Here is a 23929-nt window from a genome sequence, read left to right on the forward strand (position 1 = left end):
CCTGCCTTGCGATTATTGCGCCTGGTTTGCGGCTTCGGCAGCAGAGATCAGCTCAGCGCCGATTTCGCCTTCGAATTTCTTCCACACCGGTTTCATCGCATCGCGCCATTGCCCACGTTCTTCTGGCGTAAGCGTGATGATTTCCGTGGTTTTGGCGGCAAGGATGCGCTGCTTGTCACCCTCGTTCAGTTGTTGGGCTTCCTTGTTCACGTGGGTGGTGACTTCCACGACGATCTTGTCCAGTTCGCTGCGCACGTCGGGCGGCAGGCCGTTCCAGAACTTGGTGTTGGTGATCAGCATGTAGTCCAGTACACCGTGGTTGGATTCGGTGATGTATTTCTGCACTTCATGCATCTTCTGGCTGTAGATGTTCGAGTAAGGATTCTCCGCCCCGTTGACCACACCGGTCTGCAGGCCTTGATATACCTCAGCAAAACTCATCTTGCGCGGATTGGCGCGCACCGCCTTGAACTGCTCCTCCAGCACCGCCGAGGCCTGCACGCGGAACTTCAGGCCGCGCGCATCAGCCGGTACACGCAGTGGCTTGTTGGCCGACAGTTGTTTCATGCCGTTGTGCCAATAAGCCAGGCCGGTGATGTTTTTGCTTTCCATGGATTTGAGCAGGCCCTGACCCTGCGGGCTCAGTTGAAAGCGGTCGACAGCGTTGATGTCATTGAAGAGGAAGGGCAGGTCGAACAACTGCACTGACTTGGTGTACTGCTCGAACTTGGCCAGCGACGGCGCAATCATCTGTACATCGCCGAGCAACAGGGCTTCCATTTCCTTGCCGTCACCAAAAAGCGAGGAGTTGGGATACACCTCGACTTTGACCTTGCCCGGCAAGCGTTCCTCGACCAGTTTCTTGAACAGCAACGCACCTTGCCCCTTGGGCGTCTGGTCAGCGACCACATGCGAGAACTTGATGATCACCGGGTCTGCCGCCATGGCCGGGTTCATGCTGCTTACCGCCAAAGCGCAGGCAAGTGCGCTGAACAGAGATCTGAGCATCTGGGTGATTCCTCTTGTTTTTATTGTAATGACCGCTCGACGCGCTGAACGCGTTCAAGTGCCGAGACATGTTCAAGTCTAGGCAGAAATATCTGATTTGCCGGGGAATTGACCAGAAAAGGCAAAACACTGTCAGAAGGCCCGACTGTCAACTGTCACAGGAGAAGTTACTGGCCGTCTTTCTGGGCGCGGATTACCAGCAAGCCGGCAATCAAAATCAACGCCATTCCTGCCCATGTAAAAATATCCGGGACCTCGTGGAACACCACGTAACCCCAAAGACAGGCAAAAACCAGGTAGGCGTAATCAAACGTGCCGATCAGTGCCGCGGGCGCGATTTGATAAGCCTTGGCGGTAGCGGTGTTGATGAAGATCAGAGCGCAGGCATAACAGAAGATGAACAGTGTCACTTGCCAATCAAGCGTTTGCCATGGGGAGAGTAGAAAACCGCCAGTTGTGGCAGCCGTGTCACTGACCATCAGCGTAGCGATTGCGCCGATGCTGGCGGCGACGAGGAAAGCTGTATTCAAACCAAGAGCCAATACCAGTGGATGTTCACTGCGACAATGTCGGCGCGTCACTACCATCGCAAGCGCGTAGAACACAGCAGCGATGACGGGCAGCAGCGTTGCGAGAACGAAGATGTCCGAGCCTGGACGTAACACCGTTGCGACACCCGCAAAGCCTGTTGCTATCGCCACCCAGCCACGCAGTGATAACGGCTCACCTCCATAAAGGGTGGAAAAAAGCGCAATGAACAGGGGCGTCGTGTAGATCGCCACGGCAGCGACTGATAATGGGATCAGCGGTAATGCCGCGTAATACGTTACCCACATCAACAAAAGCAGGATGCTCCGGACGGTCACCCAGTACACCGAAGCAATCCCCTGGCGGCCCGATCTGATGCGCCTGCCGAGCCAGACTCCAAGGGCGGGAACCGACAGACAAGACACCAGGAGAAACAGCTGCCAGAGCGGTAGGCGTGCGCTGAAGTATTTGACCGCTGCATCGGCCAGCGAGAGCAAAAAGACAGCAGCGCTGATCAGCACTATGCCCTTGGAAACGCTGTCGCTGCTCGCATTGTGCTTGCTCACGCACCGTGCTCCTGTTCCGTCAGTGAGTTGCGATCCTAGCAGACGTTCGTGCATTACAGATGGTTAAGGTCCGGCACTGCGTATGAGATGCGCATGCCCTGACGGGCTGGTCCGAAGAGGGGCTGACGTCTGCGCTCACAGACCTCAGCCCCTGTCTCCGGGTTTTGGAAAGCAGATCTGCTCTGCTCAGTCAGACTCCCGTTGCCTTGAGCAACAGCGAACCGCGCCGGCGCATGAGGGCGTAATAAGCGTACGCAGGGAACAGCAAGCCAACGGCCCACGCCAGGTCTACGCCTTGCAGGCTGGTGGCAACAGGCCCGACGTACATCGAGGTATTCACGAACGGAATCTCCAGAGCAATGGTGCAAAGGAATACTGCGATTGCTGTCCAGTTCACCCGACCGTAGATGCCTGCCGGATCGAAGATGTCGGCAATCCGGTAAACGCCTTTGCGCAGCGCGTAGTAGTCGACAAGATTGATCGCCGTCCAGGGGATCAGAAAGTAGCTCATGAAAAAGATGAAATTCAGGAAGAACTGCAGAAAGTCGTCCTGCGCCAGAGTGCATAAACCGGTAGCGGTCGTGCAGATGATCAGCAGGAATCCCGCACGTACAGACGGGGTGATTTTGAGCGCAGAGAAAGGCTCGATCATCGTGACCGTCGACATGAAAGCGCCATACAGGTTGAACACGTTGATGGCGATCTGGCCGTAAAGCACGAATGCCACCATCAGCAGGGTGCCTCCTCCGAGCAGGCCTATCAGATGCAGCCCGACATTATCGGAGAACCCCACCATGCCCTTGGCCAGTACGGCGCCTAACAACATCATCCAGCTTCCGCCGATCACGGTACCGGCATAGCTGTACCAGAACACTTGGCGGGTGGATGTGGCGCTCGGCAAATAGCGAGAGTAGTCCGCCACGTAAGGTGCGTAGGACAGTTGCCAAGTGACCGCGATACTGACAGAGGCGAGGAAGCTGACCAGATTGAAACCCTGCGCGGTCCATTGGCCGGCCTCTATCGGCAGCGCGAGAGCGAGCAGGGTGGCGATGCCGAACACGGCAATCGAAATCAGCGAAAGCAGCTTCTGTACGCGATGAATCAATTGGTAGCCGAACAGCGCGACCAGGAAGCATGCCGCGCCCAGCAGAGCGATGTTGCCAGCGGTGCTCAACGGGCTCAGGTCGCTCACCGCCTGAGCAGCCAACAGCGTGTTGCTGACGAAAAAGCCCAAATAAATAAGCATGACGAACAGCAGCGGTACGATAGCGCCGAAAACCCCGAATTGTGCCCGGCTCTGGATCATCTGCGGAATACCCAGTCTCGGCCCCTGTGCGGAGTGCGAAGCCATGAAGATTGCACCAATCAGCGAACCGATAAGAATCGATAGCGCACTCCAGAAAAGATTGAGTCCCAGGCTGATGGGCAACACTCCAGCCGCTACCGTGGTGATGTTGGCGTTGGCACCAAACCAGACGAAGAACAGGGAACGTGGCCGACCGTGACGCTCGCTCTCAGGGATAAAGTCGATGCTGCGTTTTTCAACTTTCATGTCTGTTCTCCGTTCAGCAGGCGTCGACGAGGCGGCGTTGAAAGCGCGCTACGACTTGTGGGAATTCATCTGGCTGGAAGGCGAGGTGATCGGGTTCAGCGGTTCGAAGCGATGTTGCCGGCTCGTTGTTCCAGCGTCTCGACAACTGCTCGGTGGTGAAGAGCTCCAGCCCGTACAGCCAGTTGGAAAGGATGAACAGTGCCGAGTAATGCGCTCCCTCTGTAGTCGCACTACAGGCGTCAGCGACAAGGCTGACCTGGAAGTCGTGCTGATAGGCGTCGAACAGACTGCTCATGACACACACATCCGTCAGCACGCCGATGACCACCAGGTGCTTGATGCCTCGGCGGTTGAGCATTTGAGCCAAACGGGTGCCGTGGAAGGCGCTGTAGCGGCGTTTATCGATGACGACGTCAGCGTCTCGAGGCGCCAGAGCGTCAATGATCTCGATCGCAGATGTGCCGGCGCGGTAAGTCGTTGGCCTGCCTTGGTCGTCTACCGGTTCGCCCAGCGCCAGATCGCGGCCCGGAGCGTCGTTGACATGGCGGGTGTAGAAAATCGGGATGTGCAACTGGCGAGCGCGATCGATCAGGGATGCGGCGTTATCGACCACTTGATCGAAGCGTTCGAGCGGGAAGCCATCTTCCTTTTGCATATCGATCACAAGCAAGGCGGTGTCTTGGTTCATCAGGTTTGTTCCGGATGCAGAGCGTCGGGCGAGCCGGAGGGACTCACCAGAAAACTCGGTAATGACGGTGCGCAGCGATCCGCCAAGGCGGAAACTGCGAGAGATCGAGAGAGACTCTCGTGGGGAGGTGTTACCTGACTATCTGCCAGAAACCGTTTTGCTTCGCGCTCACGCAGGATGGCAGCTGCGGCAGCACGATGGAGGACGAAGAGCGGAATCGACGGAGATAACGCGCCATGGCTGCGCACGGCAACGCACACACCGCGCTTGAAGAGCGGGTGTGAGCGTCGCCGAAATTTGCGGAGGATGCAGGCATGGCCGTAGACCTTGAGCGCGATATGCACTGGAGGAGCAAGATACGGGCCAAGCTGTGCAAGGCCTTCGAAGCCATTGAGCCAGAGCGGACCAAGCGTTCAAAGCAATGTTTTGTGGTATCTGGTATTCCATAATATTGTGTTACGTAGCGTAGCAGCGGCTTGCGTTCTTGCTCCCTTTTGAAGCAGATCCCTCCAGGCTCGCGGCGATCAACGCCGCGCCGTACGCGTACTCACATCCACCCAGACCGCCAACACCAGAATGCTGCCCTTGACGATCATCTGCCAGTAGCTATCCACGTCGAGCATGGACATGCCGTTGTCCAGACTGGTAATCACCAGTGCGCCGAGGAGGGCGCCGTAGACGGTGCCGGAGCCGCCGCGCATGGAGGTGCCGCCGATGAAGCAGGCGGCGATGGCGTCGAGTTCGCCCATGCTGCCGGCGGACGGTGAGCCGGCGGCGAGGCGTGCGGTGTTGACCACGCCGGCGAGGGCGCACATCACGCCCATGATGCCGAAGATCCACAGCTTGACCGCTTGCACATTGATGCCGGACAGGCGCGTCGCTTCCATGTTGCTGCCGACCGAATAGACCCGGCGGCCGAACACGGTCTGGCTGGTGACGTAACTGAACACCCCGAGCAGAATCAGCAACAGCAGCACCGGCACGGGAATGCCGTCATAGCTGTTGAGCGTCTGAACAAAACCCGCCAGCACCGCGCCGATCACCAGCACGCGCACAACATCACGCACCAGTGAATGCGCCGCCAGGCCATGCAGGGCGCGATTGCGTCGTTGTTTCCAGGTCAGGAACACCGTCAGCACAAACAGCAGCACACCCAGGCCAGTGCCGATCGCGTGGGGCAGATAACCTTGGCCGACATAGACCAGCTCCGGCGATACCGGGGCGATGGTAGTGCCGCCGGTGATCCCCAGCAAAATGCCGCGAAACGCCAACATGCCGCCCAGCCCGACGATAAATGACGGTATGCGCAAGTACGCCGCCATGTAGCCGTTGGCGAGGCCGATCATCAGGCCGCACAGGGCGACCAGGCTCAGATTCGCCAGCAGCGGAATGTGATAGACCACGTCGAGTATCGCCGCGAGGCCACCCAGCAGGCCGAGCAATGAGCCCACCGACAAATCGATCTCGCCGCTGATGATCACCAGCACCATGCCGCAGGCGAGGATGCCGGTGATCGACATCTGCCGCAGCAGGTTGGAAAGGTTGCGCGGGGTGAGGAAACCGCCTTCGGTCTGCCAGCTGAAGAACAGCCAGATCAGCACCACGGCGAATACCAGCGCGAGCATTTTGTAGCGGGTGAACAGTTGTTTGACCTGATTCATTTACGCGGTTTTCCGATCATTATTGTTATGGCTGCCCGGCTGGCTGAGGGCGGCGGCGAGTACCTGTTCCTGGGTCAGCTCATGGTTGACGAAGTCGCCGCGCAACTGGCCTTCGCCGATCACCAGCACGCGGTCGGAGACGCCGAGCACTTCGGCCAGTTCCGACGAAACCATGATGATCGACACGCCCTCAGCGGCGAGCGCGCCCATCAACTTGTAGATCTCATACTTGGCGCCGACGTCCACGCCTCGGGTCGGCTCGTCGAGAATCAGCACGCGCGGTTTGGCCAGCAGCATCTTGGCCAGTACGGCTTTTTGCTGATTGCCGCCCGACAGGCTGGTGATCGGCAGGGACGGACTTGCGGTCTTCAGATGCAGGCGGGAGATTTCCCGGTCGATGCAGCCCAGTTCGGCTTCGGCATCGATGCGGGTCATTTTCGAATAACTCTCGAGCACGGCGAGGGTGATGTTCTGACCGACACCGAGATCCGGAATGATGCCTTGGCGCTTGCGATCTTCAGGCACCAGGCACAGGCCGGCGCGGATCGCTTTCAGCGGCGTGCGCGTGTCGATCGGCTGGCCATCCAGCCAGACTTCGCCTTCATGGCGGCCGGGGTAAGCGCCGAACAGTGCGGTGACCAGCTCGGTGCGGCCGGCCCCGACCAGCCCGGCAATGCCAAGAATCTCGCCGCGCTTGAGGCTGAAGGAAATGTCATCGACCCGTTTACGCTTGGGGTTGTCGACGTCATAGCAGGTAATGTGGCGCGCCTCGAAAATCACCTCGCCAATCTCATGCGGCTCGCTGGGGTAGAGATTGCTCATTTCGCGGCCGACCATCTGCGTGATGATCTGCGGAATGTCCATGTCGGCCATGGCGGTGGTGGCGATGTGTTTGCCGTCGCGGATCACCGAAATGGTGTCGCATACGGCGGCGACTTCATCGAGTTTGTGCGAGATGTAGACGCAGGCGACGCCCTTGGCTTTGAGGTCGCGGATGATGTCCAGCAGCACTTCGATTTCCGAGCGGCTCAGGGCCGAGGAGGGTTCGTCGAGGATCAGCAGACGCGCCTGTTTGTTCAGGGCCTTGGCGATTTCCACCAGTTGCTGATAACCGCCGCCGTACTGCGAAACCGGCAGCGACACGTTCATGTCCGGCACTTTCAATTCACGCATCAAGGCTTCGGCGCGGTGGATCATCGCCGGGTAGTTCATGCGCCCGCCCGGCAGCGTCAGCTCATGGCCCATGAAGATGTTTTCCGCCACCGACAGATCCGGAACCAGGGTCAGTTCCTGATGGATGATGACGATGCCGGCGGCCTCGGTTTCGCTGATCGACTGCGCCCGGAGCGGTTGCCCGTCCCAGAGGATTTCGCCGTCCCAAGTGCCATGGGGATAGACCGCCGAAAGGATCTTCATCAGCGTCGACTTGCCGGCGCCATTCTCGCCGCACAGGCCCACGCATTCGCCGGGTCGGACCTTGATGTCGATGCCGTTGAGCGCTTTGACACCGCCGAAGGTTTTGACGATGCCGTTCATTTGCAGCAGATAGTCGGACATGGAAAAGGCTCGTATACCAGGGACTCAAACACCACTGAACCTGTGTGGGAGCGAGCCTGCTCGCGAAGGGGCCTTTTCAGCCAGAGCTTTACTGACTGACACTCCGCTTTCGCGAGCAGGCTCGCTCCCACAGGTCTGATCAAGATTTACGACCGGATCACTGCCCGGCAATCTGCGCCTTGGTGTAGAAGCCGTCCTGTTCGAGCAAGTCGATGTTGTCCTTGGTCAACGGCGTTGGCGTGAGCAGGATGGTGTCGACCTTTTTGCTGCCGTTGTCGTACTGCGAGGTGTAGGCCGGTTTTTCGTTGCGTGCCAGTTGCACCGAGAGCTTGGCCGCTTCGGAGGCGATGAGTTTCAGCGGTTTGTAAACGGTCATGGTTTGCGTGCCGGCGATCACGCGTTTGACCGCTGCGAGGTCGGCGTCCTGACCGGAAATCGGCACCTTGCCGGCCAGTTGCTGCGCGGCCAGTGCCTGGATGGCGCCGCCAGCGGTGGCGTCGTTGGAGGCGACGATGCCGTCGATTTTGTTGTTGTTACGGGTCAGCGCGTTTTCGACGATGCTCAGCGCTTCGGTCGGGTTCCATTCCTTGACCCACTGCTGGCCAACGATCTTGATATCGCCCTTGTCGATGGCCGGTTGCAGCACTTTCATCTGGCCTTCACGGAGGATCTTGGCGTTGTTGTCGGTCGGCGCGCCACCCAGCAAGAAGTAATTGCCCTTGGGCGCCGCTTTCAGCACGCCGCCGGCCTGCATTTCGCCGACCTTTTCGTTATCGAAGGAGATATAGGCGTCGACATCGGCGTTGAGAATCAGCCGGTCGTAAGACACCACTTTAATCCCGGCTTTCTTCGCCTCGGCGACGGCGTTGGTCAGCACTGTCGCGTTGAACGGCACGATGACGATTACATCGACGCCGCGAGAGATGAGGTTTTCGATCTGCGAAATCTGCTTCTGCTCGTTGGCGTCCGCCGATTGCACGAAGACTTTGGCGTCCATTTTTTCCGCCGCCGCGACGAAGTAATCGCGGTCGCGCGACCAGCGTTCCAGACGCAGATCGTCAATGGAGAAACCGATTTTCGGGTGGGTGGCGTCGGCCATTACCGGCAGAGCCAACAACGCCAGGGCACTGGCCAACAGCGTACGTTTCAAGTTCTTCATGGTGGTGCGTCCTTTTATTTTTGTTGGAAAGACACGGCCTGACGATGAATCGGGCTGGTAGAACTGTAGAGAATCTGCCGACGCAGCAGGCACAGAATTGTCGTGCAATTGTCACAGCGTCGTTGCGTCGACAGAGGGTCTCGGCGATCAGCGATACAGGTAACGGTTGACGATGTTTTCGAGCATTTCCTGGCGGCCGCTGACGGCTTGCGGGTTCAGCTCGTTGGTGAACGCGTGCTCGGCCAGCGACTCAAGATTGAAGTCGCCCGCCATCACCGCTTGCCCGAACGGCTGACGCCAGCCGGCGTAGCGTTGGTCCTTGAGGGTTTGTAGTCGGTCGTTCTCAACCATCGCAGCGGCGCGTTCCAGCGACAGGGCAAGAACGTCCATGGCGCCGACGTGGCCGTGGAAAAGGTCGATCTCGTCGAGGCTCTGCCGGCGCACCTTGGAGTCGAAGTTGAAACCGCCATTCTTGAAACCGCCGGCCTTGAGGATTTCATAGGTCGCCAGGGTCATTTCTTCGACGCTGTTGGGGAACTGGTCGGTGTCCCAGCCGTTCTGCGGATCGCCACGGTTGGCGTCGATGCTGCCGAAAATTCCCAGCGAGGCGGCCGTGGCGATTTCGTGATGAAAGCTGTGGCCGGCCAGGGTCGCGTGGTTGGCCTCGATGTTGACCTTGATTTCCTTCTCCAGGCCGTACTGCTGGAGGAAGCCGAACACCGTGGCGCTGTCGTAATCGTATTGGTGCTTGGTCGGCTCCTGCGGCTTGGGCTCGATCAACAGGTCACCGGTGAAACCGATCTTGTGCTTGTGCTCGACCACCATGCGCATGAAGCGCCCGAGTTGTTCGCGCTCGCGTTTCAGATCGGTGTTGAGCAGGGTTTCGTAGCCTTCACGACCGCCCCACAGCACGTAGTTGGAACCCTTGAGGCGATGAGTCGCGTTCATTGCGCTGAACACTTGCGCGGCGGCGCAGGCGAACACTTCCGGATCGGGATTGCTCGCGGCACCGGCGGCAAAACGAGGATTGCTGAAGCAGTTGGCGGTGCCCCAGAGCAACTTGATACCGCTCTGTTCCTGATGTTGCTCAAGGCGGTCGACCATTTGCGCGAAGTGTTCGCGGTACTCCTTCAGCGAGTTGCCTTCCGGGGCGACGTCCGTGTCGTGAAAGCAGTAGTAATCGATGCCCAGTTTGCTGAAGAACTCGAATGCGGCTTGAGCCTTGCCGATAGCCAGTTCCATCGGTTCGCCACTGCGTTGCCACGGGCGTTTGAAGGTGCCGGCACCGAACACATCGGAGCCCGGCCAGACGAAGGTGTGCCAGTAGCAGGCGGCCATGCGCAGGTGTTCACGCATGGGTTTGCCGAGGATCAGCTTGTCGGCGTCGTAGTGGCGGAAAGCGAGGGGCGAATCACTGTTCGGGCCTTCGTAGCGAACCGGCTCGATATTGGGAAAATACTGCATGGACCTTGTCCTTGTTGTTCTTGGCGGTGTCTCGATACTAGCAACGGCCCCGTGCCCGCTGATTATGAAAAGCCTCAACTGCGAGTGCGATTTTGCGTATTGAGCTTCAGCGCTCGCAGGCCTAGTCTGTGTCCATCGTCGCCGCGACATGGCGGCCTGGAACAGTACAAAAACAATTTGAGGCCGCTTTCGCGAGCAGGCTCGCTCCCACATTGAACTTGTGTCGTTCACAAAACCGTGTGGGAGCGAGCCTGCTCGCGAATGGCTTGACGCAAAATCCGGATACTGAATGAAGAGCCTACCGCCCGTGCACCGCATCGCCCTGTTGTTCAACGGCAGCAAGATCTACGACCGTGGAATCATCAGCGGCATTGGCAACTACCTGAGCAGCACCCGCGCTTCCTGGGACCTGTTTCTGGAAGAGGACTTTCTCTGCCGCTTGAAAGGCATCGAGCGCTGGCAGGGTGACGGGATCATTGCCGACTTTGACGATCCGCTGATCGGCGAGGCGCTGGCCGACATTCATTTGCCGGTGGTGGCGGTGGGCGGTTCCTACGAGGATGCACGCGCCTATCCGAAAGCGATTCCCTATGTCGCCACCGATAACAACGCATTGATCACTCTGGCTTACTCGCATCTGGTCGAGGCGGGGTTGCAGCGCTTTGCCTGTTTCAGCCTGCCCGAGGCGCAGGCCAATCGCTGGGCGCAGGAGCGGGAAAAAGCCTTTCGCAAACTGATGCAACGAGACGGCCTCCACGCCGAGATCTATCGCGGCATGGGCACCAGCGCCCCGCTGTGGGACAGCGCCGTCGAACAACTGATCGCCTGGCTGCACAGCCTGCCGAAACCGATCGGCATCATCGCCGTCAGCGACGCCCGTGCCCGCCAGTTGCTGCAAGCCTGCCTGACCGCCGGCATTGCCGTGCCGGAGCAGGTCGCGCTGATCGGCATCGACAACGACCCGCTGACCCGCAGCCTGACTCGCGTACCGCTGAGTTCGGTGATTCAGGGCACCGAAACCATGGGCCGCACCGCTGCGCAATTGCTGCACCAGATGCTCCACGGCATGCCGTCCACCGGCACGCAGATTCTGGTTCCGCCGGACGCGGTCAACGTGCAGGTGTCGAGCTTGCATCAACCGCTGGGTAATCCCTACGTCATGCAAGCGCTGCTGTTCATCCGCCAATATGCCTGTCAGGGCATCAAGACCGCACAGGTGGCTGCGTATGTCGGGGTGTCGCGTTCATCACTGGAAGCGCATTTCCGCGCCGAGCGCGGTTGCAGCGTGCATGACGAGATTCTGCGTTTCAAACTGGCGGCGGCTACCAGCGGTTTGAAGAACACCGATGCGGCGATTGCCGACATTGCCCAGGCCTGCGGCTTCAAGTCTGCGCAATATCTGCACACGGTGTTTCGTCGCGAGTTCGGCTGCACGCCCCGCGAATATCAGCAGGGCGGGGCGTAGCGCTGCGAAGACTTACGCCAGCGCAGCGGCACTGGCTCTGGAGCGCCAGGCGAACGTCAGCACCATCAGCAGGCCCAGACCAGCCATCGCCGCGCCGGCCAGGGATATCGCCGGATAACCCAGCCCGGCATTGATCACCGCGCCACCGAGCGCCGCGCCGATCGCGTTGCCGAAATTGAACGCACCGATGTTCACCGCCGAAGCCAGATTCGGCGCGTCCTTGGCCGCTTCCATCACGCGCATCTGCAGCGGCGGCACCAAAGCGAAGCTGGCGATACCCCAGATCAGAATGGCCACGGCGGCCGGCAGCGGCCAGCGCATCAGCACCGTGAACGCCAGCAACACCACAATCAATGCGCTCAGCGACACGATCAGGGTGCGGTCGATCGAACGGTCGGCAGCCTTGCCGCCCCACATATTGCCCAGCGTCAACCCGATCCCGAACAACACCAGCATGGCGGTGATGAACGCGGCGGAGGCGTGGGTTTCGCTGCTGAGGATCGGCGCGATGTAAGTGAACACGGTGAACATCGCACTCGAGCCGACCACGGTCAGGGCCAGCGCGGCCAACACCGGACCGCGGCCCAATACACGTATTTCCGCCAGCGCACCCGCGCCTTGCTCTGCCTTCAGATTGGGCAGGGCGAACCACAAGGCGATCATGGTCAGCACGCCGAGGCCGGTAATGCCCCAGAACGCGGTGCGCCAGCCAAACAGTTCACCAAACCAGGCTGCCAGCGGCACACCGCCGATAGTCGCCAACGTCAGGCCCATGAACATCGCCGCCACGGCGCCGGCACGTTTTTCCGGCGCGACCACGCTGGCGGCGACCACCGAACCAACCCCAAAGAATGCGCCGTGATTGAGCGAGGTGATCACCCGGGCGATCATCAGGCTGGAGTAATCGGTGGCCAGCGCCGACATCAGGTTACCCAGGGTGAAAATCGCCATCAGCCCGATCAGCAGATAGCGCCGCGGGATCTTGCCGGTGGTCAGGGTCATCAGCGGCGCGCCGAGCAGCACGCCCAAGGCGTAGGCACTGACCAGCAACCCCGCAGCGGGAATGGAAACGCCGAGATCGGCGGCGATGCCGGGCAACATGCCCATCGGCGCGAACTCGGTGACGCCGATGCCAAAGGCGCCGACAGCGAGTGCAACAAGTGGTGGATTGATACGCATGGAAAGTCTCCTCATCTATGCCGCCAATGCTACGATCCATCGTTTTAAGGCGGTAGATGGCGATTTTGGCAATCACCTTTGCGTAAGAGGCACGAATGGACTTCAACGGCAGGTCAGGGGAAATGAGCGTGTTCGTCACCGTGGCGCAGGAGGGCAGCCTCTCAGCGGCTGCGCGCGCGCTGGGGCTGACGCCTTCGGCGGTCAGTCGGATCATCGCCCGCGCTGAGCAGCGCCTCGGCACTCGTCTGCTGCTGCGCACGACCCGCGCGCTGACGTTTACCGCCGAGGGCGAGGCCTTCCTGCGCGGTGCCCGGCGGATTCTCGCCGACATGGACGAAGTGGAAGGGGCCATTACCGATCAAGGCGTACCCAAGGGCCGCTTGCGTGTCAGTGCCGCCCTTGGCCATGGACGGCTGACCATTGTGCCGCTGGTCGCAGCCTTCACCGTCCGTTACCCGAACATCGTCGTCGACCTCAGCCTTGGCGACGAAGTCGTCGACATCCTCGCCGGCCAGGCGGACGTCGCCATCCGCTTCGGCCATCTGCCCGACAGCCCACTCACCGCCCGCCGGCTCGGCCACACCGGCCAAGTCGTGGTCGCATCGTCCGACTACCTGAAACGCCACGGCACACCTCTCGAACCGGAAGACCTGCTCAAGCACAACTGCCTGCGCTTCAACTTCCGCCGCGCCGAAGCCAACTGGCCGTTTATCCGCGACGGCAAGGAGTTCTCGCTGAAAGTCAGCGGCAACATCGAATGTAGCAGCGGCGAAGCACTGGCCCAGTTCGCCAGGCTCGGTGCAGGCATTGCGCGCATTGGCGAGTTCACCGTCAGGGAAGACTTGCAGCGCGGCGCGCTGATCCCGCTGCTGCAAGCGTTCAACCCGGGCGATGAGGAACCGATTCATGCGGTGTTCGTCGGCGGCGCGGCGATGCCGGTGCGGGTGCGCTTGTTCGTGGATTTTTTGCTGGAGCAGCATCGGATGTAAGCGTGCCGGTCGGATTCAGCGAGTCGTCCTTGACCCGCAGGCTGGCGGCTAGATTGTCGGGATGGTCCCGCCGTCGATCACAAATTCACTTCCTGTGATCGAAGCCGCTCGCGGCGACGCCACAAACCCGATCAGCTCAGCCACTTCAGCTGGCGTCGATGGGCGGCCGAGCGGGATACCGCCCAAGGCTTGCATGATGATGTCCTTGCCACCCTGATAGTCAGTGCCAGCCTCCTGCGCGAGTCGCTCGGCGAATGCCACCGATGCTTCGGTTTCGACCCAGCCCGGGGAAACCCGAACCACACGGACCCCTTTGGGCGACACCTCTTTCGACAGGCTCTTGCTGTAGGTCGACAGCGCAGCCTTGGCCGCCGCGTACGCTGTGGTGGATTCCGGCAGCGGCAATCGACTCTGGATGGAGGTGACATGGATCACCACGCCATCCCGACGCTCGAGCATGCCCGGGAGCAGGGCGCGATCGAGGCGCACCGCTGGCAGCAAATTCAGATTGAGCTCGCGTTGCCACTGCTCCTCGTCCAGCGCTGCAAAACCACCACCGGGGGCCGACGAGCCACCCAGGACATGAACCACTATGTCGACGCCGCCCAGTTGCTGTTGGACCGCTGCGATGAGTGCGTCACAACCTTCCCGGGTCGAAAGATCAGCCGCAACCAGCAGTGCGCCCGGCATTTCGACGTCCACTTGCCGAGCCGAAGTGATGACCTTTGCCTCCTCGGCGAGGAACCACTCGACCACTGCTTTGCCGATTCCCTTGGTGCCGCCGGTGACGAGGACCCGCTTGCCAGTCAATCCTGAATTCAGCATGGCGAAATCTCCAGCGCTCGGAATTGATGGGTCGCGTCGTAGTTTTCTCTCTCGTCGATGACTGTGACATACGTCTGCACGACGGCGGGAAGTTGAAGGTTCATTGGCTGACTCCTGATTGATTAACTGGAGTCATCTTGCTGCGCTGCAGATGGTTTGTTCAACTGGGACAAACATTAATGACCTATCCCGAAAAACAGGACAATCCATGGTTCAGGATCGCTTGGCCCTCAATGAACTGGACGCCGTCATAGCCGTGGCTCGAAGGGGGTCGTTTCGCCAGGCTGCCATTGATCTCGACGTCTCCACCACCGCGCTGAGCAACACCATTGCGCAACTGGAAGCGCGCCTCGAATCGCGCCTGTTCAACCGCACCACCCGTAGCGTCGCCATCACCGAAGCGGGGAGAGTGTTTCTCGAGCAGGTGGGGCCAGCCTTGCAGGATTTGCGTTCGGCACTCGATGCAGTGCGCTCGCAAAACGCCGGACCCTCGGGCACGCTGCGCATCAACGCCTTCGCCAGCGCTGCGCGTTCGGCGCTGCTGCCACTGGTGATCGAGTTTTTGCAGCAGCATCCGAAAGTCCATATTGACCTTGTAACCGAAGGCCGGCTGGTGGATATCGTGGCTGACGGCTTCGATTTCGGCGTGCGCTCGGCAGGCCTGGTGCCCAACGACGTGATTGTGGTGCCTGTCGGCCCGCCGCAACGTTACGCGGTGGTCGGTTCGCCGGGGTATTTTGCACAACACGGCAAACCGCGCACGCCGTCCGATCTGCCCGGGCATCGATGCATCCGCGTGCGACTGCCGAACGGGGCGATTTTCCCCTGGTATTTCGAGCGGGACGGAGAAGTCACCCGTCTGGATGTGAACGGTCCGCTGACCCTGGATGAATCGAGCGTGGTCAAGGTCGCGGTGCAGGCGGGCATGGGGCTGGGCTTTTTCATGGAGCAGGACGTTCGTGACGAAATCCGCACCGGCGAGTTCGTGCAGGTACTCGAGGACTGGACGCCGCCCCGAGACAGGTTGTGCCTGTACTACCCGAACCGCCGCAATCCCTCTGCGGCCGCCAGGGCATTCATCGAACTGGCTCGCGCCAGGCAGGCTGATCAGGCGTGACCGGGTGGACTCAGGCGATCAAGCCCAGTGTCAGCCCCTTCAGGGTGGCGGCTGCCCGGGTCGAACATTGCAGTTTGCGAAAGATGCTTTCCATGTGCGTGCGCACCGTGCTCGGACTGATAGCCAACAGTTGCGCGACTTGCTTGTTGCTCGCGCCACGGCTGATTTCCAGGAGAATGCGGCACTCACGGGCTGTCAGCAGCGAAGGCTTGGGTTGCCGCAGGCGGCGCTCGCCACTGGCGGCAGCAATGACCGCTTCGCAGACATCGTTATCGAACAGACCACGGCCAGCATCCTTTTTGAGTACCGTGGCTGCTGCGGTTTCGTCGTGGGCTGATCGCCATGGCCGGGCTTGCCTCAACGCCACCCAGGCGACCGAGGTGGCGAACAGCCGATATTCGGCATTCAGTGCATCACCCGCCACCCCGCGAAAATAGCCGCTGCCATCGAGCCGTTCATACGCGTGGGTGGCTATCTCGGCGGGCGCGGTCAGTTCAGGAACCGGTCGGAGCGCCTGTTGCGTCCAGTAAGGCACCAGGCGCACTCGCTCTGCCGCACCGTAGGGCAGCGGCCCTGGGCTATTCCATAGGTGATTGGAAACGGCTGCGCGGCCGAGACCGTAAATCAGCGCGGACTTGCCAATGTCTGTCAGCGTCGGCTCACCCAGGCCCCACAGGCGCGCAGCTTCCACGGCAACATGGGCGACCTGACGCGAATGCCCGGCCAGCCATGGCAGCTTCAAGTCAATGATGTCTCCGACCAAAGTCAGTGAGACATGACGCTGCTCGGGCGCGGGTTCAACTTTAGAGGAAAGCGTTTCCAGATCCGCCAGCCATTCCTTGGCATTGGCCACCAGCAACGACACCAGCGATGCGGGATAGCGCCGATCCGACTGCTCGCTGATCCAGCGCAGCGCCGCGTCCAGGCCATGGGCGCGGGTGAGAATGTCCAGATCACCGGCCATGACCACCTGATAGGCGACTTCCGGGATGTGCTCATGGCTTACGCCCAGTGGTCGGCCAGTGCCGTCGTAGGTTTCGAACACCCGACACAGGCCCGCTTCAACGGCGGTTCCGAGCTGGAGGGTTTTGGCGATTGCACCGGACACTTCACAGTGCACCACGGCCAGCGGGGTTGCCTGATGCACCGCGTTCATCTGTTCATTGCCCAGGGTCAGATCGAGCATCGCGCGGCGACCATCGACGTCGTCGCCCAGCAGGTCGGCAAAGCCTTCGGCGTTGGCCGTGCACCCAGACCAGCGCAGCAAGGCAATCTGCTCTGCAACCTGCAGATGCTCACCGTCGCCATGGCATGCCTGCGCGAGCATCCGCGCCAAAGCGGCAACGCGCCGGGAGTGACCGAGCGGTTGCCCCATGCTGAGGTCACCGACCTGGGCGATGGTTGCCAGTGCGCCGTCCAGTGAGATGTCCAGTTGCAAGCCACTATCCATGAAAAATGCCTCGGGGTCGGATAATTGACCGATGCCCACATCGCAGGCCGGCCAGCACACTCTGAACTCCCGAACAGGAGCTCATCCAATGAAAACAATCAAATCGAAATTCGCCACCGTCGCCTTTGCCCTGGCCAGTACCTTCATGGCCGGCGCCAGCCACGCGCAGGATACAACGCCTTCGGTGGTGATCGTACACGGCGCCTTCGCCGACGGTTCCGACTGGGCCAAGGTGGTGCCACTGCTGCAAGCCAAAGGCGTGGCCGTTACCGTTGTGCAAAACCCGCTCACCTCTCTGGCCGACGACGTTGCCGCCACGCGCCGCGCGCTGAACAACCAGCAGGGCAAGGTGGTGCTGGTCGGTCACTCCTGGGGTGGCACGGTGATCACCGAGGCTGGCAGCGACCAGAAAGTCAGCGCGCTGGTGTATGTCGCCGCCTTCGCGCCAGACGCCGGGCAAACCAGTGGCGAGCAGGGTAAAGGCGCGCCGACGCCGCCGGGCATCAGTCAGATCAAGGCCGACGCTAACGGCTTCCTCTATCTGACCCCCGAAGGCATGGCCAAGGACTTCGCTCAGGATCTGCCGGCCGCGCAAACTGCCGTCATGACCGCCACGCAAGGGCCGATCAAGGCCTCGGCTTTCGAAGATAAAACCACCGTTTCGTCCTGGAAAACCAAGCCGTCCTGGTACCTGCTCGCTACCGAAGACCGGATGATTCATCCCGATGTCCAGCGTTCTGCCGCCAAGCGTATTGGTGCGACCCTTGCAGAAGTGCACGCCAGCCATGTCCCGCAGCAATCGCAGCCGGCCGAGGTCGCCGCAGTGATTCTCAAAGCCGTGCACAGCGTTGCCAAGCAGTGATCGCGGCATCGAAGGGGAGCGGGCGTATGAACCCTCGAAGCGATCACGACTATGACTTCATTGTCTGTGGTGCCGGCACGTCGGGCTGCGTGGTCGCTGCGCGGCTTGCCGATGAGTCAGGCGCACGGGTTCTGCTGATTGAAGCCGGCGAAGGTTACTCAGGCCCCGAGGTGACCGAACCGGCGCAATGGCCGCTGAACCTCGGCTCCACGCGCGACTGGGCATTCGAGGGGCAATCCGATCCACGCCTCAACGGTCGACGGCTCCCGCTGAGCATGGGCAAGGGGCTCGGTGGAGGTTCGAGCATCAACGTGATGGTCTGGTCGCGCGGCCATCGCTGCGATTGGGAGCATTTTGCTGCCGAGTCTGGCGACCCGGCCTGGGGCTACGCATCGGTGCTCGATTACTACCGCAGGATCGAAAACTGGCAAGGCAGCCCGGACGCCACCCGGCGTGGTTCAGGTGGGCCGGTACATGTCGAACAGCCGGCCACGCCTCAACCCCTTGCGTGGGCAACGCTGGAGGCGGCCAGCGATCTGGGCATCCCTCGATTCGACAGCCCCAATGGCGAGATGATGGAAGGGCCAGGAGGGATCGCTGTCACCGACTTGCGCATCAAACAGGGCAAGCGCGAGTCGGTTTACGACGCTTACGTCCGGCCACGCTTGCACTGTCCGAACCTGACGGTGCTGACCGGGGCGTTGGTGACCCGCGTGTTGCTGGTCGGCACCCGGGCCGTCGGTGTCGAAGTGTTGATCGCCGGCGAGCGGCGGCGCTTTCATGCCGCATCTGAAGTCATCCTGTCCATGGGCGCGGTGCAATCACCGAAAGTGCTCATGCAGTCGGGCATCGGCCCGGCGGATGAACTGCGAAAACACGGCATCGCACCGGTCGTTCATTTACCCGGTGTCGGCGAGAATTTGCAGGATCATCTGGCTTTCGGCTGCACGTGGGAATACCAACAACCCCAAGCGGTCGCTGGCAGCGGATGCGAAACCACCTTGTACTGGAAAAGCGACAGTCGCCTGGAAGCCCCGGATCTGTTGCAGTGTCAGCTGGCATTTGCGGTACCGTCTCCGCCAGAGGTCGCCATACAACCGCCGGAGCATGGTTGGACGATGTTCGCCGGGCTGGCCAGACCGGCCAGTCGCGGATGCCTGCGACTGTCGGGTGCAGGGCCGCTGGATGCGCCGATTATCGAGCCGAACTCGCTGAGTGAACCCGAGGACATGGCAGCGGCATATGCTTCGATCGAGCTGTGCCGCGCACTGGGCAACAGCCAGGCCTTCGATGGGCTGATCAAGCGCGAAGTCGTGCCCGGGCCGAGAGAACGCCGCGCTATGGAACAGTTCATCCGCAACTCGGCGATGACCTACTGGCACTTGTCGTGTACGGCAAAAATGGGCCGCGATGCGCTGTCGGTGGTTGACCATCAATTACGCGTATACGGGATCGACGGGCTGCGCGTTGCAGATGCTTCGATCATGCCGCGCATCACCGTTGGCAACACGATGGCGCCGTGTGTCGTTATTGGTGAGCGGGCAGCGGAGCTGGTGCTTGCGGGAGTATAAAGCGCCCACAACGCCCCGCTGCGCAAAATCTGCTTTCACTCGTTCGCAAGATTTTCCCGCGCCCACTGCTCGGCCGTCGTGACCTGTATCGTCTGTTGCTCATTGAACGTGCCCGCTTTCGGCCACGCCACACCTCGACCTTGGGCAAACACCGCGCGGTATTTTTTGATGTGGTGAGTGGGGTCTTTTTCCAGTTCCTGCATCAGGTGCGGCACTGTCCAGACGTTACGCTTGAAGGGCCGTCCGAGCACGCGTTCGAGAAGGCCCGCGACCTGTTCATAGGTCAGCGTGTCGCCCGACAGATACACGATCTCGTTGCGAAAACGCGGTTCGAAGAAAACGATTTGTGCGGTCAGCTTGCCGATGTCGTCCGGGGTCGTCAGCGTCACGCTGGTGTCCAGGCTGCCCAGGGCGTTAACGGTGTCGTTGTCGAAATCAACGACTTCAAACACCGGCTCGAAGAGGAAACTGGTAAACATGCCGGTCGAGATGATCACCCATTCGGTTTTGTCCTGCGCGCGCAGCAGTTCGCGCACGTCGAGCTGAGCATCGAACAGATCCTGCGGACTGCCCCGGCCGATCACTTCGAAGTCCACGCCAAACTGCCACGGGAAGTAGCGCTTGATGCCGGACTTGAGCGCGGCGGTCGCTAGCTTCATCGGCGTCTCGCGACCAGCGACCATGCCGGCGCAGCCAATGACGGTATCGAAAGGTGCGAAGACTTCGGCCAGTTGGTCGATCGAATCGTTGACCAGATCTGCCGCTACCATCTGCACGCCGAGACTGCGCAGTTCATCGATTTCGGCTTTCTTTGCCGGCACCTGACTATCAATCGTCGAGGCCCTGAGCAGGACGCTGATCGTGCTGCCGGGCGAGCGCTTTGCCACTCGCGCAAGGTTGCGCAAAACCGGCAGGCCGAGCTCGCCTGCGCCCAGGACAAGAATGGATTGCGGGGAAGGGTGGTTCGATTCGGTCATGATGTCTCCTGAGATCTGCATGTAAGATCGGCAAATGCTGGCACGATCGGGCAGTACTCAGAAGAAGGCACACGCGTGATACCAGGTGAAGAAATGACTGATCAGCAAGCGCTCAGTGAGGCAGAAGCAATCTGCCAGACGCTCAGACGAGACGATGATGGCGTGCGCCGCGAAGTGCTTGCGCACGCCGGTAGTCGCTGGTCGTTGGGCATCCTGCATGCCTTGGGGGTCTACGGCACGATGCGTCACGCCGAGATCAAACGGCAGATGACCGGCGTGACTCAGCGCATGTTGACCAAAACCCTGCGTGCGCTGGAACGCGACGGCCTGCTGACCCGGCGCGAGCTCGACCAGGTGCCGCCGCACGTCGAGTACGAGCTGACGCCATTGGGCATGGGCTTGCTGGTGCGGATGTCGCCGATCTGGACTTGGGTGGTGGAAAACGTCGAGGGTTTCCGCCAAGCGCGACGCACGTTCGATAGCCAGATCGGCAAGAAACCCTCATGGCAAATTCCTGTTCCAGCGCGGGATGATTCTGAAGCGTCAGACTGAGGTTTCGCGCTTCAGCTCAGCGGCACGGCGAAGACGGCGCTGGCGCGCGCAACCGTTCGCTCACCGACGTGCAGACTGACGCCAGCAAACGCCAATTGGCGGCCTTTTCTGGAGTGCTCAAGACGCACTTCGAGCCACTCGTTGATGTGCACCGCGCCGAGATAATCCAGGGTCATGCTCGCCGTAATCAATGGCTGCGGCGGATCGCTGGAGAAGGCCATGGCGTAGCCCATGCCGACATCGGCCAAAGTCGCCAATACACCACCATGCAAAGTGCCGCGACCATTGGCGTGGCGGGAGTCGGTCAGCAAGCCCAGTTCCAATTGCAGCCCGTGGCCTCTGGCGTAGATCGGGCCGAGCAGATCCAGCAACGGACTGCTGCGGGTCAATGGAGTGAAACCTTCGGAAATGGCCGTGGTGTTCATGATCCCATCCTGATGCAGGTGGCTGACCTGTGCGATTGAGCGGGGAATCGCAGGAAGGGGCAAGCACTATGCGGATGGGGAATTTGCTGCGATAAGTGCTGTACACGGAACTGACCAGCAAGGAGCTACGTGATGGATATTCAAATTCACATTGCGAAAGATGCGGATGCATCGGCTATCAGTGAGACGATCATCAAGACGCTCCGTGAGAGCAATGCTCGCGACTATCCACCCGAAATCATTGATCGAGTGATTAAACGTTTTTCGCCCTCGAAGATCCTTTGCTTGTTGTCTGAGCGTCAGGTGCTGGTCGCTACGCTCGACAGTCAAATCGTCGCAACGGCAAGTCTTGATGGAGACGTTGTTCGAAGCGTATTTGTCGACCCGGACTTTCAAGGAATGGGTGTCGGAAGCCAGCTGATGAAGAGCATTCAATCACTCGCCATGGACGCAGGTTTCAACTTGCTGCGCGTTCCTTCTTCAGTCACCGCAGAAGGCTTCTATGCTTCGCTCGGCTTCAAGAAAATCAGAGATGAGTTTCATCAGACGGAGCGCACGATCATCATGGCGAAAACGTTGGAGCGGTAGCGTTCACCTAACGCTTGTGCCTGCCGAATGAGGCTTCCATCGCTGCCCGGTCATGGTCGAGCAGCCAGGCATGGTGACGTTGATAGAGCTGCGAAAGTAGCTCGGTGTTGGTCCCAACCACGTCCATGCCTCTGTCGTCATAGGGAAAGACCATGACTCGCTTGGGCAGATTGAACAGGTAGACAGCACAGTTCGCACGCGGTTGGATGTCGGCGAAATCCTTGGCCAATGCGCACCAGAGTAATGCTTGAATGCGGGCGGCAGACGCTTCGAAGGCGACGTTGACCCAGTATTCCGGCTCTTCCTCACTGAACCATTCCTCGTTATCTATTTCTTCGCTCCAGATGCACAGCGCTGATGGAGTGTCGATGCCAGCAGATTTAAGGGCGCGAAGAGTGCTGCGATGGGCGAATCGATTGCGACCGGAATGAATGCGCAGGCATGCGACAAACGATGCGTCCCCCTGGAAAATGTCGCCGCAGATGGTTATGGATTTGCGCATAGCGGTCAGGAATTGCTCGATCATTCCGCCCGTTTCGGAGAGTTCGAAACGCAATCCTCCGGGCCAGGAATAGAAAAGCGGACGGGCGAATGCCTGGGGTCCAAATGCGTTTTCGATCTCAGCTCTCAGATTCACTTTCTTGCCTTCAAGGTGATGAGGATTTCTGTTTGTTCAAGACGCGGGTAAAGTCAGTGCGACGACACAAACGGCGAAGCAGTCGTCGGTGCCGGCAGCGCATAGGCTTGTTTCATCCACGCCACTTCCGCCAGCGGTGTGCGGCCGAAGAGGCGTTTGAAGTCGCGGCTGAATTGCGAGGCGCTTTCGTAGCCCACCAGAAACGCAGATTTTGCCGCGGTCAGGTCGTTGCGCAGCATCAGCAATCGCGCCTGGTGCAGCCGCGTCGATTTCAGGTACTGCATCGGCGAGGAATCGGTGACCTTGCGAAAGTGCAAATGAAAATTCGGCACGGTCATCTGCGCTTCCTCGGCCAGGGTTTCTACGTCGAGATGTTGGTTATAGCAACTGTGGATCTTGTGGATGGCGCGGGTCACTTTGCCGAACTGACCTTGCTGGGCGATGGCGGCGCGCAGGGTGCCGCCTTGTTCGCCGGTGAGGATACGATAGTAGAGTTCGCGCAGCATCGCCGGGCCGAGGATTTGCGCGTCGGCATCGTTGCTCATCACTTCAAGAAAACGCAGGGTCGACCGGTGTAGCGGTTCGTCGAGAGGCGAGGCGTACATGCCCATCGGCTGCGCTGTAGGGAAATCCCACCGCTCATCCACTTGCTGAATCAGCTCGCCGGCCAAGGCGAAATCCAGACGCACGTACACCGCGAGCATCGGCTCGGCTTCGCTGGCGTCGGTTTCCATGGTGAAGGGTACCGGCACCGACACCACCAGATAATGCTGAGCGTCGTAGACGTAGATTTCATCGCCGAGATAGCCGCGTTTACGCCCCTGACAAAGGATCACGATGCCCGGTTCGTACAACACCGGCGTGCGGGTCAGCGGTCGGTTGGAACGCAGGAAACGCACATCGTCCAGCGGGCTCAGGTTGTAACCTTCCAGCGGGGCGAGCTGGCTCATTAGCTGGACCATGCGCGTTGTGAGCGGGTCTTTCGGTTTCGGCATGGGCTGTGGGTTTCCTTGTGAAAAGGCGCGTTTGAACCTGTCTGGCTGATTGGCGGGGTGTCAGACAGAGCCCTCACCCTAGCCCTCTCCCAGAGGGAGAGGGGACTGACCGCG

The 23929-nt window shown here is 60.3% G+C and carries 22 protein-coding genes; 7 read left to right on the forward strand and 15 right to left on the reverse strand.

Annotation, left to right across the window (positions count from 1 at the left end; all coding sequences use genetic code 11):
• Window positions 1-12 precede the first annotated feature (12 nt).
• From dctP to xylA, 8 genes are all read right to left on the reverse strand, one after another.
• Window positions 13-957, reverse strand: a complete 945-nt coding sequence (dctP, locus tag PS14A_RS10345) for a C4-dicarboxylate TRAP substrate-binding protein DctP (protein ID WP_223630351.1) — start codon at window positions 955-957, stop codon at window positions 13-15.
• Window positions 958-1175: 218 nt separating this feature from the next.
• On the reverse strand, window positions 1176-2102 hold the full coding sequence (locus PS14A_RS10350; protein ID WP_212616091.1) for a DMT family transporter: 927 nt from the start codon (window positions 2100-2102) through the stop codon (window positions 1176-1178).
• Between the two features lie 190 nt (window positions 2103-2292).
• Window positions 2293-3654, reverse strand: a complete 1362-nt coding sequence (locus tag PS14A_RS10355; protein ID WP_212616092.1) for a cytosine permease — start codon at window positions 3652-3654, stop codon at window positions 2293-2295.
• Between the two features lie 13 nt (window positions 3655-3667).
• Window positions 3668-4342 carry an isochorismatase family cysteine hydrolase gene (locus PS14A_RS10360; RefSeq protein WP_212616093.1) on the reverse strand — a complete coding sequence of 225 codons (675 nt, stop codon included), beginning with the start codon at window positions 4340-4342 and terminating at the stop codon, window positions 3668-3670.
• Between the two features lie 524 nt (window positions 4343-4866).
• Window positions 4867-6003 (reverse strand): sugar ABC transporter permease, encoded by a 1137-nt coding sequence (locus tag PS14A_RS10365; protein ID WP_016774325.1) that lies wholly within the window; start codon window positions 6001-6003, stop codon window positions 4867-4869.
• The gene (xylG, locus tag PS14A_RS10370) at window positions 6004-7560 is read right to left on the reverse strand and encodes a D-xylose ABC transporter ATP-binding protein (protein WP_039758957.1); all 1557 of its coding nucleotides are present in this window, start codon (window positions 7558-7560) and stop codon (window positions 6004-6006) included.
• Window positions 7561-7717: 157 nt separating this feature from the next.
• The gene (xylF, locus tag PS14A_RS10375; RefSeq protein ID WP_016774327.1) at window positions 7718-8719 is read right to left on the reverse strand and encodes a D-xylose ABC transporter substrate-binding protein; all 1002 of its coding nucleotides are present in this window, start codon (window positions 8717-8719) and stop codon (window positions 7718-7720) included.
• Between the two features lie 147 nt (window positions 8720-8866).
• Window positions 8867-10183, reverse strand: coding sequence for a xylose isomerase (gene xylA, locus PS14A_RS10380; protein WP_110645763.1), 1317 nt, complete (start codon window positions 10181-10183; stop codon window positions 8867-8869).
• A gap of 289 nt (window positions 10184-10472) precedes the next feature.
• Here xylA and PS14A_RS10385 point away from each other — a divergent pair, with 289 nt between their 5' ends.
• Window positions 10473-11648, forward strand: a complete 1176-nt coding sequence (locus PS14A_RS10385) for a DNA-binding transcriptional regulator (protein ID WP_212616094.1) — start codon at window positions 10473-10475, stop codon at window positions 11646-11648.
• A 12-nt stretch (window positions 11649-11660) separates the two neighbouring features.
• On the opposite strand, the gene PS14A_RS10390 is transcribed toward PS14A_RS10385, so the two are convergent.
• The gene (locus tag PS14A_RS10390; RefSeq protein ID WP_137213331.1) at window positions 11661-12827 is read right to left on the reverse strand and encodes an MFS transporter; all 1167 of its coding nucleotides are present in this window, start codon (window positions 12825-12827) and stop codon (window positions 11661-11663) included.
• A 95-nt stretch (window positions 12828-12922) separates the two neighbouring features.
• Here PS14A_RS10390 and PS14A_RS10395 point away from each other — a divergent pair, with 95 nt between their 5' ends.
• Window positions 12923-13816: a LysR family transcriptional regulator gene (locus PS14A_RS10395; RefSeq protein WP_137213332.1), complete on the forward strand. Its 894-nt coding sequence runs from the start codon at window positions 12923-12925 to the stop codon at window positions 13814-13816.
• 48 nt (window positions 13817-13864) lie between these two features.
• Here PS14A_RS10395 and PS14A_RS10400 read toward each other — a convergent pair whose 3' ends face one another.
• Window positions 13865-14641: an SDR family oxidoreductase gene (locus PS14A_RS10400; protein ID WP_212616095.1), complete on the reverse strand. Its 777-nt coding sequence runs from the start codon at window positions 14639-14641 to the stop codon at window positions 13865-13867.
• 208 nt (window positions 14642-14849) lie between these two features.
• Between PS14A_RS10400 and PS14A_RS10405 the strand changes: the two genes are divergently transcribed.
• Entirely contained in the window at window positions 14850-15758 is a 909-nt protein-coding gene (locus tag PS14A_RS10405; RefSeq protein WP_212616096.1) for a LysR family transcriptional regulator, read from the forward strand.
• A gap of 10 nt (window positions 15759-15768) precedes the next feature.
• On the opposite strand, the gene PS14A_RS10410 is transcribed toward PS14A_RS10405, so the two are convergent.
• Entirely contained in the window at window positions 15769-17208 is a 1440-nt protein-coding gene (locus tag PS14A_RS10410; RefSeq protein ID WP_212616097.1) for an HD domain-containing phosphohydrolase, read from the reverse strand.
• An 88-nt stretch (window positions 17209-17296) separates the two neighbouring features.
• Between PS14A_RS10410 and PS14A_RS10415 the strand changes: the two genes are divergently transcribed.
• Complete coding sequence (locus PS14A_RS10415; RefSeq protein ID WP_130911015.1) at window positions 17297-18070, forward strand: alpha/beta hydrolase; 774 nt, start codon at window positions 17297-17299, stop codon at window positions 18068-18070.
• 26 nt (window positions 18071-18096) lie between these two features.
• A complete protein-coding gene (locus PS14A_RS10420) occupies window positions 18097-19641 on the forward strand; it encodes a GMC family oxidoreductase N-terminal domain-containing protein (RefSeq protein ID WP_212616098.1) in 1545 nt (514 codons plus the stop codon).
• 35 nt (window positions 19642-19676) lie between these two features.
• Here PS14A_RS10420 and PS14A_RS10425 read toward each other — a convergent pair whose 3' ends face one another.
• A complete protein-coding gene (locus PS14A_RS10425; protein ID WP_130911017.1) occupies window positions 19677-20618 on the reverse strand; it encodes an aromatic alcohol reductase in 942 nt (313 codons plus the stop codon).
• Window positions 20619-20711: 93 nt separating this feature from the next.
• Here PS14A_RS10425 and PS14A_RS10430 point away from each other — a divergent pair, with 93 nt between their 5' ends.
• Entirely contained in the window at window positions 20712-21170 is a 459-nt protein-coding gene (locus tag PS14A_RS10430; RefSeq protein ID WP_130911018.1) for a helix-turn-helix domain-containing protein, read from the forward strand.
• Window positions 21171-21181: 11 nt separating this feature from the next.
• On the opposite strand, the gene PS14A_RS10435 is transcribed toward PS14A_RS10430, so the two are convergent.
• Window positions 21182-21595: a PaaI family thioesterase gene (locus tag PS14A_RS10435; RefSeq protein ID WP_212616099.1), complete on the reverse strand. Its 414-nt coding sequence runs from the start codon at window positions 21593-21595 to the stop codon at window positions 21182-21184.
• Between the two features lie 132 nt (window positions 21596-21727).
• Between PS14A_RS10435 and PS14A_RS10440 the strand changes: the two genes are divergently transcribed.
• The gene (locus PS14A_RS10440) at window positions 21728-22183 is read left to right on the forward strand and encodes a GNAT family N-acetyltransferase (RefSeq protein ID WP_212616100.1); all 456 of its coding nucleotides are present in this window, start codon (window positions 21728-21730) and stop codon (window positions 22181-22183) included.
• A gap of 7 nt (window positions 22184-22190) precedes the next feature.
• Here the strand turns inward: PS14A_RS10440 and PS14A_RS10445 are convergent, their stop codons facing one another.
• Window positions 22191-22820, reverse strand: coding sequence for a DUF3885 domain-containing protein (locus PS14A_RS10445; protein ID WP_212616101.1), 630 nt, complete (start codon window positions 22818-22820; stop codon window positions 22191-22193).
• 53 nt (window positions 22821-22873) lie between these two features.
• Window positions 22874-23815 carry an AraC family transcriptional regulator gene (locus PS14A_RS10450; RefSeq protein ID WP_212616102.1) on the reverse strand — a complete coding sequence of 314 codons (942 nt, stop codon included), beginning with the start codon at window positions 23813-23815 and terminating at the stop codon, window positions 22874-22876.
• Window positions 23816-23929 lie beyond the last annotated feature (114 nt).

Source organism: Pseudomonas sp. 14A (assembly GCF_018132745.1).
Taxonomy (GTDB): domain Bacteria; phylum Pseudomonadota; class Gammaproteobacteria; order Pseudomonadales; family Pseudomonadaceae; genus Aquipseudomonas; species Aquipseudomonas mercuritolerans.